This window comes from Coprobacter fastidiosus (assembly GCF_030296935.1).
GTDB classification, from domain to species: Bacteria; Bacteroidota; Bacteroidia; order Bacteroidales; family Coprobacteraceae; genus Coprobacter; species Coprobacter fastidiosus.
Window position 1 is genome coordinate 1,896,618 of record NZ_AP028032.1, and the last position, 19,933, is coordinate 1,916,550.

Below are 19,933 nucleotides of genomic sequence, written 5' to 3' on the forward strand. Positions count from 1 at the left end.
TATAATTATTCTAAATAACTTTGTGAAATAAAAATTTAAAGTTATGGGACATTATCATGACCACAGCCATCATACTCCCCATATAGAAAATATAAACCGAGCATTTATATGGGGAATCGGGCTAAACCTTGCATTTGTTATTGTAGAAGCCGGCGCAGGACTATACTTGAATTCTCTTGCGTTATTATCTGATGCAGGGCACAACTTAAGCGATGTAGTCAGTCTCATATTGGCATTATTTGCTTTTCGCCTTATGAAGGTAAAGGCTTCGGTAAACTATACATACGGATATAAAAAAAGTACAATTTTGGTATCTTTGTTAAATGCTATCATCTTATTAGTTGCTGTAGGTGTAATATTTTCCGAAAGTATAGAAAAACTGAAAAATCCACAGCCTATCGAAGGCAATGCCATTGCCTGGGTTGCCGGAATCGGAATTTTTATCAACGCTTTTACAGCCTGGCTTTTTTTTAAAGATCGTAAACACGATCTTAATATCAAGGGCGCTTACTTGCACATGGCAGCCGATACTCTTGTTTCGGTCGGAGTCTTGATTTCAGGTATAATCATACAATATACAAATTGGTACATGATAGACCCTATCATCGGATTGGTCGTTGCCATCGTCATCTTAATATCGACATGGAATCTGCTCCACGACAGCCTACGCCTATCTTTAGACGGAGTACCCGTCGGAATTAATCCCGATAAAATCAAGACATTAATATTGGAAGACAATAGAGTAAAAGAAATACACCATCTTCATATATGGGCAATCAGTACGACTCAAACGGCTTTAACGGCTCATATTGTTATAGACTCGTTCGCTGACAGTCAAAACTTGAAATGCCATTTGAAAGAAATACTGAGAAAAGCAAACATTCAACACGTCACATTAGAAATGGAGCTTCCCGGAGAACATTGCGACGGGAATTGCTGTTAATTACAAGATATGAATATTTTCAAGAAATTAAAAACAACCCATAAAACCCGGTCAGGGGCTCTGGACTTACTTAAATATATCGGTCCGGGATTGCTTGTTACTGTCGGGTTTATAGATCCCGGAAATTGGGCTACAAATTTAGCTGCCGGATCTTCCTTTGGCTACGCATTACTATGGGTAGTAACATTTTCTTCCATTATGTTGATTATCATCCAACATAACGTCGCTCATTTGGGAATCGTTACGGGATTATGCCTTGCAGAGGCCACCAACAAATATATTCGCAAAACAGTCTCCCGACCAATATTAGGGTCTGCGATATTAGCAAGCATATCTACCTCGCTTGCCGAAATACTCGGGGGAGCAATCGCTTTAGAAATGTTGTTCGATATTCCGATAAAAGCAGGAGCTGTCATCATAACAATTGCTTGTATTATTATGCTGTTCAGTAATACATACAGTAAAATAGAACGGTGGATTATCATGTTTGTCTCAATAATAGGTCTTTCTTTTCTATATGAACTGACATTGATAGATGTAGAGTGGACAAACACCGCAAAAAGTTGGGTAACACCATCTTTTCCGGACAATTCATTATTGATTATAATGAGTGTACTCGGAGCTGTAGTTATGCCACATAATCTTTTCCTTCATTCCGAAGTTATTCAAAGCCGGGAATGGAATTTAGAGAATGAAAACGTAATAAAGAAGCAATTAAAATATGAATTCTACGACACGCTACTCTCTATGGGAATAGGTTGGGCTATTAACTCTGCAATGATCATTCTTGCTGCAGCAACTTTTTATAAACAAGGAGTCGTTGTGGACGAACTTAGTCAGGCTGCTAATTTACTTACCCCCCTCGTCGGAAACAATGCAGGAGTTATATTTGCAATTGCCCTATTATTTGCAGGAATTTCATCGACCATTACATCGGGAATTGCAGGAGCTTCTATTTTCGCGGGTTTTTTCAACGAGGCTTATAGCCCGAAAGACATTCACACGAAAATAGGAACATTACTCTCTTTTATTCCGGCTTTATTGCTCATCTTTTTTATCAAAGATCCGTTTCAGGGACTTATCATATCCCAAATGCTATTGAGCGTACAACTTCCTATTACTGTATTCACACAAATTTATCTGACTTCCTCTAAAAAAGTAATGGGTAAACACGTCAACAAAAAATCGACAACGATCATTCTTTTATCTTTAGGGACATTAGTTACAATTTTGAATATAGCATTATTAATAAGCCTATTTTAAAATTTTATATGAACGTTTTTTGAGAGCTTTTTTGAAAAAAATTTCTTCCCGATAAAAAACGAGTGGATTACAGACATGTAAAAACGGGAAAACAGTCCGGAAAAAACGCAAGAATGATCTGATAATATTTTTTGTCGGAAAATTCAGACAAGATTTTGGCAGGGTTATCATAATTTGTAGGTATAGAAAGAGCTTATTTTCATAAGTTCAGGGGATTGATGCAGGAAGATATATCTTATTACTTTGCCAAAAACAAATAATTTAAAATTATGACAGGTATATTTTTCGGCAGTACAACAGGAACAACAGAGTCCGTAGCCAACCAAATCGCACAAGAATTAGGAATATCTTCTACCGATATTCACAATGTATCCGAAACCCCAGTAGAAGCGACAGACAAATACGATTGTTTGTTATTAGGTTCATCGACATGGGGATGTGGAGAATTACAAGACGATTGGTATGATTTCATAAAATCATTAAAAAGTCAGAATTTGAATGGGAAAAAAGTCGGTATATTCGGATGTGGAGACAGTGAATCATATCCCGACACATTTTGTGATGCAGTAGGATTAATTTATGATGAATTATCTGAAAACGGTTGCAACTTTATCGGTAGTTTCGAACCCAAAGACTATACCGTAACGGATTCTTTAATCTGCAAAAATGGAAAATTCGTAGGTCTGGCAATCGATGATTGCAATGAAAGTTCACAAAAAGTATCAGAACGCATACACGAATGGTGTAACTTAATCAAAAAAGAAATTGAATGAGTGTAGAAGATTATAACCGCTTTGACTCTATAAAAGTATTTCTTCACCAGATTTATGAATTTAAGAAAGGTGTCCGTAATCTGGTTCTCTGTACGATGTGTAAATCTTGCGCCGATCTCGTCACAGAACGATTAAAAGAGCAGAAAATCGAGTATTTGATTCAAGAAGTCGTACAAAATAAAGTCAATTTATATTTCGGAAAACGTTCTTGCCTGGAAACTGTACGGACATTCATCAATAAACCGTTAAATAAACTTTCTCCAGAAGAAGATTTTATATTAGGGGCAATGTTAGGCTATGATATTACAATGCAGTGCGAACGATTCTGTAAAAAAAAGACAATAACACGAACTGCATAGCATAAAATAAAAATAGATCGCCTGAAAAATTTTCAGGCGATCTATTTTTATTTAGAAATCTAAGATTAAAAATCCGTTACATTTTTCCGATTAGCAAATACTCGGTCAAATTCTTCTTTAGAACCGACAACCAATTTGTCAAATTCACGCTGACCAGTACCGGCAGGAATCAGATGTCCACAAATTACATTTTCCTTCATTCCTTCAAGTTTATCTACTTTACCGTTAATAGCAGCCTCATTCAACACTTTTGTAGTTTCTTGGAACGAAGCAGCCGACATAAAGCTGGAAGTCTGAAGAGCCGCACGAGTAATACCTTGCAAAATTTGTTCAGAAGTAGCAGGCACAGCATCGCGCACTTCTACCAAATGTAAATCACGACGTTTCAATGCAGAGTTTTCATCTCTCAATTTACGAGCAGTCACAATCTGTCCCGGTTTCATTGTCTGAGAATCTCCGGCATCGATAACCACTTTTTTACCCCAGATACGATCATTTTCCTCCATAAATTCGTGCTTATCGATAATCTGTTGTTCCAAGAAACGAGTATCACCCGGATCTATCACCATTACCTTACGCATCATTTGACGGACGATAACCTCAAAGTGTTTATCATTGATTTTCACACCTTGCAAACGATACACATCCTGAACCTCATTAACAATATATTCCTGAACGGCAGTCGGTCCTTTTATCGCCAAAATATCAGAAGGAGTAATAGCACCGTCCGAAAGTGGAGTTCCGGCCCGGACATAGTCATTCTCTTGTACCAATATTTGTTTTGACAAAGGAACTAAATATTTCTTAACCTGTCCGGTTTTAGAAGTTACAGAAATTTCACGATTACCTCGTTTTACTTTTCCGAAATTAACTTCTCCGTCGATTTCAGAAACGACAGCAGGATTAGACGGATTACGAGCCTCAAACAACTCGGTAACACGAGGAAGACCTCCGGTAATATCTCCGGCTTTACCTACGGCACGCGGGATCTTAACAAACACATCCCCTGATTTTATTTCCTGACCTTCATCAACCATAAGGTGAGCCCCCATAGGCAATGAATAGGAGCGAATTACATCTCCTTTTTCATCCAAAATAAGAGCCGATGGAACTCGGGTTCTATCCTTAGATTCTATAATGATCTTTTCACGAAGACCGGTTTGCTCATCCGATTCGACTTTATAAGTCACACCTTCGATTACATTATCGAACTTAACCTTACCGGTAGCTTCTGAAACGATAACGGCATTGAACGGATCCCATTCGCAAACGACATCTCCTTTTTTAAGAGTATCCCCACTATTAAAGTAAAGCTTAGAGCCGTAAGGAATATTTGTTGTCGTCAACACGATTTTCGTATTTGGATCAATGATACGCATTTCAGCCAAACGGCCTACTACAATCATCACTTTCTTTCCGGTTTCGTCAATACTATCCACCGTACGAAGTTCATCTATTTCGAGAATACCGTCATAACGTGAAGTAACATTCGATACTGCTGCAATATTGGATGCAATACCTCCCACATGGAATGTACGCAATGTCAACTGTGTTCCCGGTTCACCAATAGACTGAGCAGCAATCACACCTACAGCTTCACCTTTTTGAACCAAACGATTTGTAGCCAAATTACGTCCGTAACATTTAGCACAAACGCCCTTTTTCGATTCGCAAGTCAATACCGAACGAATTTCTACACGTTCAATCGGTGAATCACTTATTTTCTTAGCAATATCCTCGGTTATCTCTTCACCGGCATGAACCAAAATCTCTCCAGTTAACGGATGTTGAATATCATGTACCGAAACACGTCCCAAAATACGTTCTTCCAAAGAGGCGACGGTTTCTTCATTATTCTTCAATTCAGTACATACAAGTCCTCTTAACGTACCGCAATCTTCTTCATGAATAATTACGTCATGAGCTACATCGACCAAACGACGGGTCAAGTATCCGGCATCTGCTGTTTTCAAAGCCGTATCAGCAAGACCTTTACGAGCACCGTGAGTGGAAATAAAATATTCCAATACAGATAATCCCTCCTTAAAGTTCGCCAAAATAGGGTTCTCGATAATCTGTCCGCCTTCTGCTCCCGATTTTTGAGGTTTTGCCATCAAACCACGCATACCGGAAAGCTGACGAATTTGTTCTTTAGAACCACGAGCTCCAGAATCCAACATCATGAATACAGAGTTAAATCCCTGATTATCATTTGTCAATTGTTTCATCAGAATATCCGACAATTTCGAATTGACATGAGTCCATGTATCGATAATCTGATTGTAACGTTCATTATAAGTGATGAAACCCATGTTATAATTCGCCATGATCTGCTCTACGTTAGCATACCCTTCATTAACCAAGGCTTCTTTTTCTGGCGGAATAATCACATCGGCAAGGTTAAAGGACAAACCTCCTTTGAAAGCCATCTGATATCCTAAATTCTTAATATCATCAAGGAATTGAGCTGCACGAACAACACCGCAAACTTTAATTACTTTACCGATAATACCACGTAAAGATTTCTTTGTCAGAATTTCATTAATATATCCGACTTCTACAGGCACTTTCTCATTTACTAAAACCCGACCCACAGAAGTCTCACGAAGTATATCTACAATATTCCCGTTTTCATCCAAATCTTTTACTACGACTTTTACAGGAGCGTGAAGGGAAACTTTTCCTTCATTATACGCTATCTCGGCCTCTTCCGGTCCATAAAATACCAAACCTTCACCCAAAGAACCCGGACGAAGTTTTGTAATATAATACAACCCGAGCACCATATCCTGAGACGGCACTGTAATAGGAGCTCCATTTGCAGGATTAAGAATATTATGAGCACCCAACATTAACATTTGAGCCTCCAGAATAGCTTCATTTCCCAAAGGTAAATGGACGGCCATCTGGTCACCGTCGAAGTCGGCGTTAAATGCCGTACATGCCAATGGATGCAATTGAATAGCCTTTCCCTCGATCATTTTCGGCTGAAAAGCCTGAATACCTAAGCGGTGCAATGTCGGAGCACGGTTCAACAATACGGGATGACCTTTCATCACATGTTCCAAAATATCCCATACGACAGGTTCTTTTCGGTCAACGATTTTTTTAGCAGATTTAACGGTCTTGACAATACCGCGTTCAATCAGTTTCCGAATAACAAACGGCTTGTAAAGTTCCGCAGCCATATCCTTCGGAAGACCGCACTCGTGCATTTTCAATTCAGGTCCGACAACAATTACCGAACGCGCAGAATAATCGACACGTTTTCCCAACAAATTCTGACGGAAACGCCCTTGCTTCCCTTTTAAACTGTCAGAAAGAGATTTCAACGGACGATTGGCATCGGTTTTTACAGCACTCGACTTACGGGAATTATCCAATAAAGAGTCCACCGCCTCCTGAAGCATACGTTTTTCGTTTCGTAAAATCACTTCGGGAGCTTTAATCTCCATCAAACGTTTCAAACGATTGTTGCGGATGATTACACGACGATAAAGATCATTCAAATCTGAAGTCGCAAAACGACCTCCATCCAAAGGAACAAGAGGACGCAATTCTGGCGGAATAACCGGAACGACTTTCAGAATCATCCATTCAGGACGATTACGCTGTTTTGAAGCCCGGAAAGACTCTACAACTTGAAGACGTTTCAGTGCTTCGTTTTTACGCTGTTGAGAACCATCTGTGCTGGCACGATGACGCAATTCATACGAAAGCTCGTCCAAATCCAAACGTGCCAAAAGATCATAGATAGCCTCAGCTCCCATTTTCGCAATGAACTTATTGGGATCTGTATCATCCAACATCTGATTTTCTTTAGGAAGAGAATCCAGAATATCCAAATATTCTTCTTCCGAGAGCAAATCATACACAGCTAAATCGTCTTTTACTCCCGGTTGTATCACAACATACCGTTCATAATATATAATTGCATCTAACTTTTTAGTCGGCAACCCGAGCAAATACCCGATCTTATTGGGTAAAGAGCGGAAATACCAAATATGAGCGACAGGAACGACCAATTGAATATGCCCCATACGCTCACGGCGTACTTTCTTTTCCGTAACTTCTACACCACAACGATCACAAACAATGCCCTTGTAACGTATACGTTTATATTTTCCACAATGACATTCATAATCTTTTACCGGTCCGAATATACGTTCACAGAACAAACCGTCCCGCTCAGGTTTATATGTACGGTAATTGATGGTTTCTGGTTTCAGGACTTCACCGCTCGACCCTTCAAGAATTTCTTCCGGAGAAGCCAAACCTATGGAAATCTTCGAAAAGTTACTCTTTATCTTGTTCTCTTTTCTAAAAGCCATATATTTAATTTATAAAGCGTTATCAGAATTGAAGCGCCTCCGTTCTTTACAGACGGAGGATCGCTGCTTCTATTTTATTATTCTAAAGTGATACTAAGACCAAGACCTCTCAACTCATGTAGCAATACATTGAGAGACTCAGGAATTCCCGGAGTCGGCATCGGTTCGCCCTTGACAATAGCTTCATAGGCTTTAGACCGACCTACAACATCATCAGATTTAATAGTCAAAATCTCTTGAAGTATATGAGCTGCCCCAAATGCTTCCAACGCCCAAACCTCCATTTCTCCGAAACGCTGACCACCAAACTGAGCTTTACCTCCCAACGGTTGCTGAGTAATCAGAGAGTACGGTCCGATGGAACGGGCATGCATCTTATCCTCTACCATATGACCGAGCTTCAGCATATATATAACACCCACTGTAGCCGGTTGGTCAAAACGTTCTCCGGTATGACCGTCATACAAATAAGATTTTCCATAACGAGGCAATCCGGCTTTATCCGTCCACTCATTCAAGTCATCAAGACTCGCACCATCAAAAATCGGAGTTGCGAATTTCTCGCCCAATTTTACACCGGCCCATCCTAAAACAGTCTCAAAAATCTGACCTAAGTTCATACGAGAAGGCACACCCAGAGGGTTCAATACGATATCCACTGGAGTACCGTCTTCGAGGAACGGCATATCTTCCTGACGTACAACACGTGACACGATACCTTTGTTACCGTGACGCCCGGCCATCTTATCCCCTACGCTAATCTTACGTTTCTTTGCAATATAAACTTTTGCCAACTGAACAATACCTGAAGGAAGTTCATCTCCGATAGAAATATCAAATTTACGACGGCGTAATTCAGCATCGATTTCTTTATATTTCTTCAGGTAATTCATAATAGTTGCACGGATCAGATCATTTTTAGCCGGATCTGTAGTCCATTTACTAACTTGGATCGATGTATAATCTATCTCAGACAATGCTTTCTGAGAAAATTTAGCACCTTTTGCGATAACCTCAGTTCCTAAATAATCTTTCACACCTTGTGAAGTCTTACCGTTAGTCAGAACCATCAATTTTTCGATCAATAAATCTTTAAGAGCCGCCTGCTTTACTTCATACTCTTCATCAAGTTTAGGCAAGATAGCTTTATCACTCAATTTAGATTTACGTTTCTTGATGGCACGAGAGAAAAGATTAGTTCCGATTACCACACCCTTTAAAGAAGGTGTAGCTTTCAATGATGCATCTTTCACATCTCCGGCTTTATCTCCGAATATCGCACGTAAAAGTTTTTCTTCTGGTGAAGGATCAGATTCACCTTTAGGTGTAATCTTACCAATCATTATATCTCCAGGACCGACATGAGCTCCGATACGGATAATACCGCGCTCATCCAAATCCTTAGTGGCATCTTCACTTACGTTCGGAATGTCCGAAGTAAGCTCTTCCATACCTCGTTTCGTTTCACGGACTTCAAGAGAATATTCATCGACGTGTACCGATGTCAATATATCTTCACGAACAACACGTTCGTTCAACACGATAGCATCCTCATAATTATATCCTTTCCACGGCATGAAAGCCACTTTCAAATTCTTACCCAAAGCCAATTCCCCGTTTTCGGTAGAATATCCTTCTGTAAGAATCTGACCGGCAACCACACGATCTCCCTTATGACAAATCGGACGCAAATCGACAGTTGTACTCTGATTTGTCTTACGGAACTTCGGTATTGTATATTCTTTAACCGCATCTTCGAAACTAACGAATTCCTCGTCTTCAGTACGATCATAACGAATACGTATCGTAGTAGCATCAACAAATTCGATCACCCCTGCTCCTTCAGCTGTAATCTGCGTACGAGAGTCACGTATCAATTGACCTTCAAGACCTGTACCTACGATAGGAGCTTCTGTACGAAGCAAAGGTACGGCCTGACGCATCATGTTAGATCCCATCAATGCACGGTTAGCATCATCATGTTCAAGGAACGGTATTAAAGATGCAGCAATAGAAGCAATCTGTGTAGGAGAAACGTCCATCAACGAAACTTCTTCCGGAGCTACCACAGGGAAATCTGCATTCAAACGAGCTTTTACACGTGAACGGACAAACTTTCCGTCATCATCCAAAGGCGCATTACCCTGTGCAATAATATGTCCTTCTTCCACTTCAGCCGTCAAATAGACAATACCGTTATCGGACAAATCCACTTTCCCATTTTCTACCTTACGATAAGGAGTCTCGATAAATCCGAGATCATTGATCTTTGCATATACGCAAAGAGAAGAGATAAGACCGATATTCGGACCTTCTGGAGTTTCAATAGGACAAAGGCGTCCATAATGAGTATAATGAACATCTCGAACCTCGAACCCGGCACGCTCACGAGACAAACCACCAGGACCTAAAGCCGACATACGACGCTTATGAGTCATTTCGGCCAGCGGGTTGGTTTGGTCCATAAATTGTGATAATGCATTCGTCCCGAAGAATGTATTAATTACCGAAGAGATTGTCTTGGCATTAATCAAGTCGATCGGAGTAAATACCTCATTATCCCGTACATTCATCCGTTCACGGATCGTACGTGACATACGAGCCAAACCGACACCGAATTGGTTATAAAGCTGTTCTCCGACAGTACGTACACGACGATTGCTTAAATGGTCAATGTCATCTACATCGGTTTTAGAATTTATCAACTCTATCAGATATTTGATAATTTCGATAATATCTTCTTTTGTCAATACTTTTACGTCAGGCGGAGTAGAAAGATTCAATTTTTTATTGATCCGATAACGTCCCACCTCACCCAAATCATATCTCTTCTCAGAGAAAAACAGATTTGTAATCACTTCGCGTGCACTCGCATCATCTGCAGGCTCTGCATTACGAAGCTGACGATATATATATAATACAGCCTCTTTTTCAGAATTACTGGAGTCTTTCTGAAGAGTGTTGTAAATAATCGAATAATCAGACAGATTCCGTTCTTCCTTGTGCAACAATATATTTTGAACACCAGATTCGAGAATCTCTTCTATGTGACTCTCTTCGAGAACGGTCTCACGATCTATAACAACTTCATTACGTTCAATAGACACCACCTCACCGGTATCTTCATCCACAAAGTCTTCGACCCATGTCTTCAACACGCGGGCAGCCAAACGACGCCCCAAAGCTTTCTTCAGATTGGTCTTATTAACCTTTATTTCTTCTGCCAAACCGAAAATCTCAAGGATATCTTTATCGCTCTCGAAACCGATTGCACGCAATAAAGTAGTTACGGGCAATTTTTTCTTCCGGTCGATATAAGCATACATCACATTATTGATATCGGTTGCAAATTCGATCCAAGAACCTTTAAAAGGAATGATTCTGGCCGAATACAATTTGGTTCCGTTCGCATGCGTACTTTGTCCGAAAAATACACCGGGAGACCGATGCAACTGAGATACGACAACACGTTCGGCTCCATTAATAACAAATGTACCTTTAGCAGTCATGTACGGAATAGGGCCCAAATACACATCCTGTATCACGGTATCGAAATCTTCGTGATCGGGATCTGTACAATATAACTTCAGTTTTGCCTTTAAAGGTACACTGTAAGTCAACCCTCTCTCTATACACTCATCTATTGTATATCTAGGTGGATCAATATAATAATCCAAAAATTCGAGGACAAAATTGTTACGAGTATCTGCAATAGGAAAGTTTTCTGCAAATACTTTATACAATCCCTCATTTTTTCGTTTTTCGGGGGGTGTATCAAGTTGAAGAAAGTCTTGAAATGACTTCAATTGAACTTCAAGAAAATCCGGATATTGTAGCGGACTCTTAATTGAAGCAAAATTTACCCGTTGTTTACCAATATTTGAAGACATTTATTAAATGGAATTAATTGAACTTAATTTAAAATATATACACAAAAAGGTAAAGAGGCCTCTCACTGAGGACTCTTTACCAAAGTACCTGAGTATCAGGAAATACTATTTAAGTTCAACTTCAGCTCCAGCTTCTTCTAATTGTTTTTTCAATGCTTCAGCTTCGGCTTTAGCCAAACCTTCTTTCAAGTTGCTAGGAGCACCGTCAACCAGATCTTTAGCTTCTTTCAAACCAAGACCGGTCAATTCTTTTACTAATTTAACAATAGCCAACTTGTTAGCACCAGCGGCTTTCAAAACAACATCAAAAGATGTCTTTTCTTCAGCAGCTGCACCAGCAGCGGCAGGAGCAGCAACAGCAACAGCTGCAGCAGCAGGTTCAATACCGTACTCGTCTTTCAAAATTTGAGCAAGTTCGTTTACTTCTTTTACGGTCAGGTTTACTAATTGTTCTGCAAAAGCTTTCAAATCTGCCATTTTTGTATGATTTAATTTGTTATTTTTACTAATTTATTTTCTAAAAAATTATCTTTCTGATAGAGTTTGCAATACTCCATGTATTGTAGAACCGCTTGATTGAAGTGCCGATACAACGTTCTTCGCAGGCGATTGTAACAGAGCGATAACATCAGCGATAAGTTCATTTTTACTCTTAATAGCAACTAATGCATCAAGTTGATCAGCCCCATAGAAGCTTTCTTCAACATAAGCAGCTTTGAAACCAAGAAGATCAGAGTTTTTCTTAAACTCCTTGATCAATTTTGCAGGAGCATTACCTGTATTAGAGAACATTATGGTCGTAGAGCCTTTCAAACAGTCGTAAAGCGGGCTATAATCTGTTTCAAGACTTTCCATCGCCTTATGCAACAACGCATTTTTTACGACCAGCATTTTGATATCATTCTTAAAACATTCACGTCTCAATGCACTAGTCTTTTCTGCATTCAGAGCGGATGTTTCCGTCAGATAAAAATGACTGTATTCCTTGAGTGTGGCTGCGATCTGTTCTATTACTGTGCTTTTATCTTCCTTTTTCATAATTCAATTTTTTAAATCTCATCAATTGATTTCGGATCGATCTTAATACCCGGACTCATTGTACTTGAAAGATAAACACTCTTAACATATGTGCCTTTAGCAGCTGTCGGTTTCAATTTTATCAAAGCTGAAATAAACTCTCTCGCATTGTCACGAATTTGCTCGGCAGAGAAAGAAACTTTTCCTACAGAAGCATGTACAATACCGTTCTTATCTACTTTGAAATCAATCTTACCTTGTTTTACCTCTTTAACCGCTTTTCCGATCTCATTGGTAACAGTTCCGCTTTTAGGGTTAGGCATCAAGCCTCTCGGACCTAACACACGACCTAAAGCACCGATTTTACCCATAATAGCAGGCATAGTGATGATCACGTCAATATCAGTCCAACCACCTTTGATCTTTTCAATATATTCATCTAACCCAACATAGTCGGCACCGGCGGCTTTAGCATCAGCTTCCTGATCGGGAGTACAAAGTACTAATACCCGAGTTTGCTTTCCGGTTCCATGAGGAAGAGAAACAACGCCTCTCACCATCTGGTTAGCTTTACGTGGGTCAACGCCTAAACGAACATCAACATCAACAGAAGAATCGAACTTCGTAAAAGTAATTTCCTTTACCAAAGCTGAAGCTTCGCTGAGTGAATAGGCCTTCCCTGCTTCAATTTTGTCTAAAGCTAACTTTTGATTTTTTGTCAGTTTACCCATTTCAATTGAAGTTTATTAATTATTTACCGGGAATTCCCCATTTACGGTTATACCCATACTTCTAGCTGTACCAGCAACCATCGTCATCGCTGATTCTAAAGTAAAACAGTTCAAATCGACCATTTTGTCTTCAGCAATTGCTTTGACCTGATCCCAAGTAATCGAAGCCACTTTTTTACGATTAGGCTCTGCCGATCCACTCTTTACTTTTGCTGCTTCGAGCAATTGAATGGCAACAGGAGGAGTCTTAACGATAAAATCGAAAGATTTGTCACTGTAATAAGTAATTACAACAGGCAATACCTTTCCGGCTTTGTCTTGAGTGCGGGCATTGAATTGCTTGCAAAACTCCATAATATTAATCCCTTTAGAACCCAATGCAGGGCCTACAGGGGGAGATGGGTTTGCTGCACCTCCTTTAATCTGTAATTTGATCTGTCCAGCAATTTCTTTAGCCATTTTGTCTAATAATTTGATTTGTTATAAAACAGGCATAACAATAGTGCGTAACCACTCTGCTACTCCTTCTCTACTTGCATAAAACCCAATTCGAGCGGTGTTTTACGCCCGAATATTTTCACCATAACTTTCAGCTTCTTCTTTTCGTTATTTACTTCTTCGATCACGCCGCTGAAACCATTGAACGGACCATAATTTACTTTTACGGTCTCTCCCACAAAATAAGGAATATTCAACTCTTCCCCACTTTCCTGAAGTTCATCTACAGCACCCAACATCCGGCTAACCTCCGCAGGTCTCAAAGGATCGGGATTCGTAGTCCCTCCCAAAAAACCGATAACGTTGGTAGTATTACGCAAACGATGTGACACCTCTCCTACAAGAAGTGCCTCAACAAAAACATATCCCGGATAAAGATTTTTTTCTTTTGTGATCTTTTTTCCATTACGAACAGAATAAACCTTTTCGGTTGGGATCAAAACCTGAGACACGTAATCACCAAGATCAGTATTCTTGATTTCTGCATCAAGATATTCTTTGACCTTGTTCTCTTTACCACTAATGGCACGCAAAACGTACCATCCTCTTTTTTGTTCAGACATTTTTATCTCCCCCGATTAGAACATTTTATTATAAATGAACTGCATGATATGGTCAAAACACTGGTCCATCGCAAATACCACTATAGCTATAATTAGGGAAGCAAACATGACAACTACAGCGCTATTGCTCAACTCGGATTTGGTCGGCCAAGATACCTTATAAACCAATTCGTTATAAGACTCTTTTATATTTGCAAGTATCTTTTTCATTCTCTTTTGAGTTTGCACGGGTCGAGAGACTCGAACTCCCGACACCTGGTTTTGGAGACCAGTGCTCTACCAACTGAGCTAGACCCGTATATCAATCAGCCCTTTCAGGCTGATTGAAAAATTTATTTTTAGTCAAGGATTTCAGTAATCTGACCAGAACCAACTGTACGTCCACCTTCACGAATAGCGAAACGCAAACCTACATTGATAGCAACCGGATAGATCAATTCTACCGTAATTGTAACGTGGTCACCAGGCATAACCATTTCAGTTCCTTCCGGCAAAGTAATTTCACCGGTTACGTCTAATGTACGAATATAGAACTGAGGACGGTATTTGTTATGGAACGGTGTATGACGACCACCTTCTTCTTTTTTCAAGATATAAACTTGAGCTTTAAATTTAGAATGAGGCGTAATCTGTCCCGGATGGCAAATTACCATACCACGTTTGATTTCATTCTTATCGATACCGCGAAGTAACAAACCTACGTTGTCACCAGCTTCTCCCTGATCAAGAAGTTTACGGAACATTTCAACACCGGTAACTACAGATTTTTTACCATCTGCACCTAAACCGATAATTTGAACTTCGTCACCAACTTTGATAACACCAGTTTCAATACGACCAGTAGCTACAGTACCACGACCTGTAATAGAGAATACATCTTCAACCGGCATCAAGAATGGTTTATCGATATCACGCGGAGGCAGAGGAATCCATTCATCTACGGCGTTCATCAATTCCATTACTTTTTCTTCCCATTGTGGTTCTCCGTTCAATGCTCCAAGTGCAGAACCGCGGATAATAGGAGTATTGTCTCCATCATATTCATAAGCAGACAACAACTCTCTCATCTCCATTTCTACAAGTTCAAGCATCTCTTCGTCGTCAACCATATCGCATTTATTCAAAAATACAACCAAACGAGGAACGTTTACCTGACGAGCCAACAAGATGTGTTCACGAGTCTGAGGCATAGGACCATCAGTTGCAGCAACAACAATGATAGCACCATCCATCTGAGCAGCACCAGTAACCATGTTTTTTACATAGTCTGCGTGACCCGGACAGTCAACGTGCGCATAGTGACGTTTTTCTGTTTCGTATTCTACATGTGAAGTATTAATAGTAATACCTCTTTCTTTTTCTTCAGGAGCATTGTCGATCTGATCGAAAGACTTCAATTCTGAAAGACCTTTTTTTGCCAACACTGTAGTGATAGCAGCAGTTAAAGTGGTTTTACCGTGGTCAACATGACCGATAGTACCAATGTTAACATGAGGCTTTGTCCGTTGAAACTGTTCTTTAGCCATAACTTAACTTGTTATTTATTTTTGATTAATGATTAGCATTCAAAACAAGAGCCGATGACGGGACTTGAACCCGTGACCTCTTCCTTACCAAGGAAGTGCTCTACCGCTGAGCTACATTGGCATTTAGAGCGGGAAACGGGACTCAAACCCGCGACCCTCAGCTTGGAAGGCTAATGCTCTATCAACTGAGCTATTCCCGCAATAAATCGTGGGCGAAGATGGATTCGAACCACCGAAGTCGTAAGACAGCAGATTTACAGTCTGCCCCATTTGGCCACTCTGGTATTCGCCCTAAAATTATTGAGCCGATGGAGGGATTCGAACCCACGACCCCGAGATTACAAATCACGTGCTCTGGCCAACTGAGCTACATCGGCAAATTGCACCCATCAACGTCACCGTCAATCCAATGCGAAACGGGTGCAAATTTAGCGATAAATTTTAAACTACAAAAATATTAGACTCTTTTTTTATTTAGCTCTCATTTTTTCTTTCATTTTCTGCAACTGCTTTACCAAAGCGTCTACAGCCACATCTACAGCTTCCTCAAACGTATCTGCAACTTTACTTGAGAAAATGTCGTCAGACTTCGGAACCAACAATTTGATAGAAGCCTCTTTATTTTGAGCGGTCTCGGGCTTAACAACTTTCAAAACAACTTCTGCAGACATAATATCGTCACAGTACTGACCCAATTTCGCAACTTTTTTCTGAATAAAACTTTCGAGCTGTGCCGAAGCATCAAAATGAATCGATTGAATACTAATTTTCATAACGCCCTCCTTTTTTTCGGCTCGAGGATGAGCCTGTTTATAACTTTGTTTTAATTCTTCGAACGTAATATGCGTATACACTTCCGTCGAAGCTAAAGAACTATGCCCAAGCAACTCTTTTATACTGTTCAATTCCGCCCCGTTGTTCAACATTGCCGAAGCAAATGTGTGACGCAACACATGGGGACTTTTTTTGGTCAACGTACTTACCATATTCAAATAACGAGTCACGATCCTGTATACAAGCTCAGGATAAAGAGGCTGCCCATCTTCTTTTACAAAAAAAGACTTATGTTCCCCCTTCACATCTCTGTCCCTAACACTTCGGTACCCCTCTATCTGAATACGGAGTTCCTTCCCAAAAGGAATAATCCGTTGTTTATTACGCTTCCCTGTAACCTTCATCGCAGACATATAAATATCCACATCCACATCCTGTAGCCCAATCAACTCTCCGCGACGAATACCGGTAGAATAAAACATATTTATAATCAACTTATCCCTAACACCTCGAAAGTTATCTCCGAAATCAATACCGTCCAACAGCAAATCCATCTCTTCTTCTTTTAAAAAAGCAGGTAATGGTTTACTAATCTTAGGCAACTGAATATTCTGTATAGGCGTAAAAGGAATAATTCCCTCTTTGACCAAAAATTTAAAGAACGAACGCAATGTAGAGACTTTACGACTAATAGACCGAGGCGTCCTCCCCTTTTCAACCAAATACACAATCCAATTTCGAACCAGATCCCGATCTACAGATTTGGGAGAAAACCTTTCGGACTTACAAGTAAAATAATAGTCTACAAACTGCAATAAATCATTTCTATAAGACAGAACGGTATGGGAAGAAAAGTTCTTCTCATACCGAATATATCTTAGAAATGATTCAATACACATAAAGAGCGTAGCTTTTGACTTACGCTACGAATGTAAAAAAAAGAATTCAATCTTCCAACTAAAGAGAATGTTTTTATTCCTCTACTTGTTGCAATTTCTGAATATAAATGGCGCGCATTATTTTTTTACGATTAGCAACCGAAGGTTTTTCAAATGCCTGTCTGTTTCTAAGTTCTTTAATCACACCGGTTTTCTCAAATTTTCTTTTGAATTTCTTCAATGCCTTTTCAATGTTTTCGCCTTCTTTTACTGGAACTACTATCATATTTTTTATAATTAAAAGATTTTATCATCTAAAAACGCGGTGCAAAATTAAACATTGTTTCTTGATAAACAAACCTTTCGATATTATTTTCACCGTTTAGAGTCCTTTTTTACATTTTTTGCACCATTAAAAAACTATTTATAAAGACATCTACGACAATTGATTCTCTAAAAAATATACACATTCTGTTTTTTCATTTCTAAATATTAAATCATACCTTTGTATGCAAGTGGTTAATCATTTATATATCTATATATCAATTAAAAAAATGACCCATATTAATTTCAAGGAATAAAACTTACCGAATATGACTAAAAATCCAACTTTAGAACGAGTAAAAGCTCTTCGGCAAATAATGAACGAACAGCAAATATCGGCTTTTATCATTCCGGGAACCGATCCCCACTTAAGCGAATACAGTGCAGACCATTGGAAAGCTCGCGGATGGATATCAGGATTCAACGGATCGGCCGGGACTGCTGTCGTAACAGAAAAGCAGGCCGGGCTATGGACAGATTCCCGTTATTTCCTCCAAGCAGGAATTCAACTTGAAGGAAGCGATTTCATCCTTTTTAAAGATGGGCTGCCCGAAACTCCATCAATTCAAAAATGGCTGGTCGATACATTACCTTCAGGGTCTGTAATCGGAATAGACGGATCGATGTTTTCGTACAGCGAAGCTCAACAATTAAAACACTATTTCGAAGATAAAGGATTTTCTCTAATCTCAGATTTCACTCCATTTGAGAAAATCTGGGATGACCGACCTTCAATTCCGAACGATCCTATATTCGTGTATCCTGAGAAATATAGCGGGGAATCTACCGAAAGCAAAATATCCAGAATATTAAATAAGATAAAAGCAGAAGGCGCTAATGCCATCCTGTTAGCAGCATTAGATGAAATTGCTTGGTTTTTAAATATTAGAGGAACGGATGTTCCATGCAATCCTGTAGGAATTTGTTTCTCTTATATCTCGGAAAAAGAACGGATATTATTTGTCAATGCCCAAAAGATCAATAAAGACACGGCTGAATACCTACAAGAAAACGACATTAAAATCGCCCAATACGAAAAAATTTATGATTTTTTAAAAAACCTTTCCGGATCGGAAACTATATTTATAGACCCTCGAAAGATCAATTATAGTCTGGTCAATGCTATCTCAAGCGGACAAAAAATCATTTTCGGCAATTCCCCTATTACTTGGGAAAAAAGCTTGAAAAATAAAACCGAAATAGCGGGATTTAAAGATGCGATGATACGAGACGGAGTCGCATTAGTTCATTTTTTCCGGTGGTTAGAATCTCATGTGAAAGACGGGAATGTTACAGAAATCACAATCAGCGAGAAACTAAGAGAATATCGTTCCCAGCAAGCCCTTTACGTTGGAGAAAGTTTTTCCACAATAGCAGGGTTCAATGCCCACGGAGCCATTGTGCATTATAGCGCTACTCCCGAAACAAATGCAACTCTGAAACCGGAAGGCTTCCTATTAATAGACTCCGGAGCTCAGTATCTCGACGGAACAACCGATATTACCCGCACTATTGCTTTGGGGAAACTGAGTGCAAAACAAAAAAGAGATTTCACATTAGTGTTAAAAGGCCATATCGGCATTGCGACATGTCGGTTTCCTCAAGGAACAAGAGGTACACAAATAGATATTCTGGCAAGACGATTTCTTTGGAACGAAGGGCAGAATTATCTTCACGGGACGGGTCATGGCATCGGACATTTTCTTAATGTGCACGAAGGTCCTCAAAACATCCGCTTAGAAGAGAATCCCACACCTTTGACTCCGGGTATGGTTACATCTAATGAACCGGGTGTTTACATTGCCGGAGAATACGGTATTCGCACCGAAAACTTAACTTTGGTCGTTGAAGATCGTGAAACAGATTTCGGTAAGTTCTACAAATTCGAGACACTTACGCTTTTCCCGATAGATAAGAATGCCATAGACAAAGCTTTATTAACAAAGGAAGAAATAGAATGGCTGGATAACTACCATCAAACTGTATTCGAAAAACTGAGTCCGGCATTGGACAGTGAAGCAAAAGAATGGTTGAAAAAAGCAACAGATAAACTTTAAAAATCA

General features: G+C 39.6%; 16 protein-coding genes, 5 tRNA genes and 1 pseudogene. 5 read left to right on the forward strand and 17 right to left on the reverse strand.

The genetic code is table 11. The annotated features are described in order from the left end of the window. Positions 1–43: 43 nt before the first annotated feature. The 4 genes from QUE35_RS07475 (at position 44) to QUE35_RS07490 (ending at position 3,338) form a co-directional block, all read left to right on the forward strand. Positions 44–943 (forward strand): cation diffusion facilitator family transporter, encoded by a 900-nt coding sequence (locus tag QUE35_RS07475; protein ID WP_009317991.1) that lies wholly within the window; start codon positions 44–46, stop codon positions 941–943. 9 nt (positions 944–952) lie between these two features. Continuing rightward, entirely contained in the window at positions 953–2,206 is a 1,254-nt protein-coding gene (locus QUE35_RS07480) for an Nramp family divalent metal transporter (RefSeq protein ID WP_009317992.1), read from the forward strand. Positions 2,207–2,475: 269 nt separating this feature from the next. Beyond that, entirely contained in the window at positions 2,476–2,979 is a 504-nt protein-coding gene (locus QUE35_RS07485) for a flavodoxin (protein WP_022603097.1), read from the forward strand. Continuing rightward, the gene (locus QUE35_RS07490) at positions 2,976–3,338 is read left to right on the forward strand and encodes a DUF2023 family protein (RefSeq protein ID WP_022603095.1); all 363 of its coding nucleotides are present in this window, start codon (positions 2,976–2,978) and stop codon (positions 3,336–3,338) included. Before QUE35_RS07485 ends, QUE35_RS07490 begins: the two co-directional genes overlap by 4 nt. Before the next feature lie 65 nt (positions 3,339–3,403). Here the strand turns inward: QUE35_RS07490 and rpoC are convergent, their stop codons facing one another. From rpoC to rpsU, 17 genes and pseudogenes are all read right to left on the reverse strand, one after another. After that, positions 3,404–7,669, reverse strand: a complete 4,266-nt coding sequence (gene rpoC / locus QUE35_RS07495; protein ID WP_009317995.1) for a DNA-directed RNA polymerase subunit beta' — start codon at positions 7,667–7,669, stop codon at positions 3,404–3,406. Positions 7,670–7,746: 77 nt separating this feature from the next. Further along, a complete protein-coding gene (gene rpoB, locus QUE35_RS07500; RefSeq protein WP_022603094.1) occupies positions 7,747–11,559 on the reverse strand; it encodes a DNA-directed RNA polymerase subunit beta in 3,813 nt (1,270 codons plus the stop codon). A 105-nt stretch (positions 11,560–11,664) separates the two neighbouring features. Next, entirely contained in the window at positions 11,665–12,036 is a 372-nt protein-coding gene (gene rplL / locus QUE35_RS07505; RefSeq protein WP_009317997.1) for a 50S ribosomal protein L7/L12, read from the reverse strand. A gap of 48 nt (positions 12,037–12,084) precedes the next feature. Beyond that, positions 12,085–12,597, reverse strand: coding sequence for a 50S ribosomal protein L10 (gene rplJ / locus QUE35_RS07510; RefSeq protein WP_009317998.1), 513 nt, complete (start codon positions 12,595–12,597; stop codon positions 12,085–12,087). Positions 12,598–12,608: 11 nt separating this feature from the next. Beyond that, positions 12,609–13,307, reverse strand: a complete 699-nt coding sequence (gene rplA, locus QUE35_RS07515) for a 50S ribosomal protein L1 (protein ID WP_009317999.1) — start codon at positions 13,305–13,307, stop codon at positions 12,609–12,611. Positions 13,308–13,322: 15 nt separating this feature from the next. Beyond that, on the reverse strand, positions 13,323–13,766 hold the full coding sequence (gene rplK / locus QUE35_RS07520) for a 50S ribosomal protein L11 (RefSeq protein WP_009318000.1): 444 nt from the start codon (positions 13,764–13,766) through the stop codon (positions 13,323–13,325). A gap of 59 nt (positions 13,767–13,825) precedes the next feature. Continuing rightward, the gene (gene nusG, locus QUE35_RS07525; protein WP_022390109.1) at positions 13,826–14,368 is read right to left on the reverse strand and encodes a transcription termination/antitermination protein NusG; all 543 of its coding nucleotides are present in this window, start codon (positions 14,366–14,368) and stop codon (positions 13,826–13,828) included. 15 nt (positions 14,369–14,383) lie between these two features. Beyond that, complete coding sequence (secE, locus tag QUE35_RS07530; protein WP_031258964.1) at positions 14,384–14,578, reverse strand: preprotein translocase subunit SecE; 195 nt, start codon at positions 14,576–14,578, stop codon at positions 14,384–14,386. Positions 14,579–14,593: 15 nt separating this feature from the next. Next, a tRNA-Trp gene (locus QUE35_RS07535) sits at positions 14,594–14,666 on the reverse strand. 40 nt (positions 14,667–14,706) lie between these two features. Further along, positions 14,707–15,894 (reverse strand): elongation factor Tu, encoded by a 1,188-nt coding sequence (gene tuf / locus QUE35_RS07540; RefSeq protein ID WP_009318002.1) that lies wholly within the window; start codon positions 15,892–15,894, stop codon positions 14,707–14,709. Between the two features lie 49 nt (positions 15,895–15,943). Further along, a tRNA-Thr gene (locus QUE35_RS07545) sits at positions 15,944–16,015 on the reverse strand. 6 nt (positions 16,016–16,021) lie between these two features. Then, positions 16,022–16,094 (reverse strand) — tRNA-Gly (locus QUE35_RS07550). Between the two features lie 9 nt (positions 16,095–16,103). Continuing rightward, a tRNA-Tyr gene (locus QUE35_RS07555) sits at positions 16,104–16,186 on the reverse strand. Between the two features lie 11 nt (positions 16,187–16,197). Continuing rightward, positions 16,198–16,271: transfer RNA gene (locus QUE35_RS07560), tRNA-Thr, on the reverse strand. 93 nt (positions 16,272–16,364) lie between these two features. Next, positions 16,365–16,667, reverse strand: coding sequence for a ribosome hibernation-promoting factor, HPF/YfiA family (gene hpf / locus QUE35_RS13700; protein ID WP_009318004.1), 303 nt, complete (start codon positions 16,665–16,667; stop codon positions 16,365–16,367). Positions 16,668–16,685: 18 nt separating this feature from the next. Further along, positions 16,686–17,567: pseudogene (locus tag QUE35_RS07565) on the reverse strand (tyrosine recombinase XerC); the annotation flags it as partial. Positions 17,568–17,640: 73 nt separating this feature from the next. Continuing rightward, positions 17,641–17,832, reverse strand: a complete 192-nt coding sequence (rpsU, locus tag QUE35_RS07570) for a 30S ribosomal protein S21 (protein ID WP_009318008.1) — start codon at positions 17,830–17,832, stop codon at positions 17,641–17,643. A gap of 307 nt (positions 17,833–18,139) precedes the next feature. Here rpsU and QUE35_RS07575 point away from each other — a divergent pair, with 307 nt between their 5' ends. Next, entirely contained in the window at positions 18,140–19,927 is a 1,788-nt protein-coding gene (locus tag QUE35_RS07575) for an aminopeptidase P family protein (RefSeq protein ID WP_022603089.1), read from the forward strand. Positions 19,928–19,933: the final 6 nt, after the last annotated feature.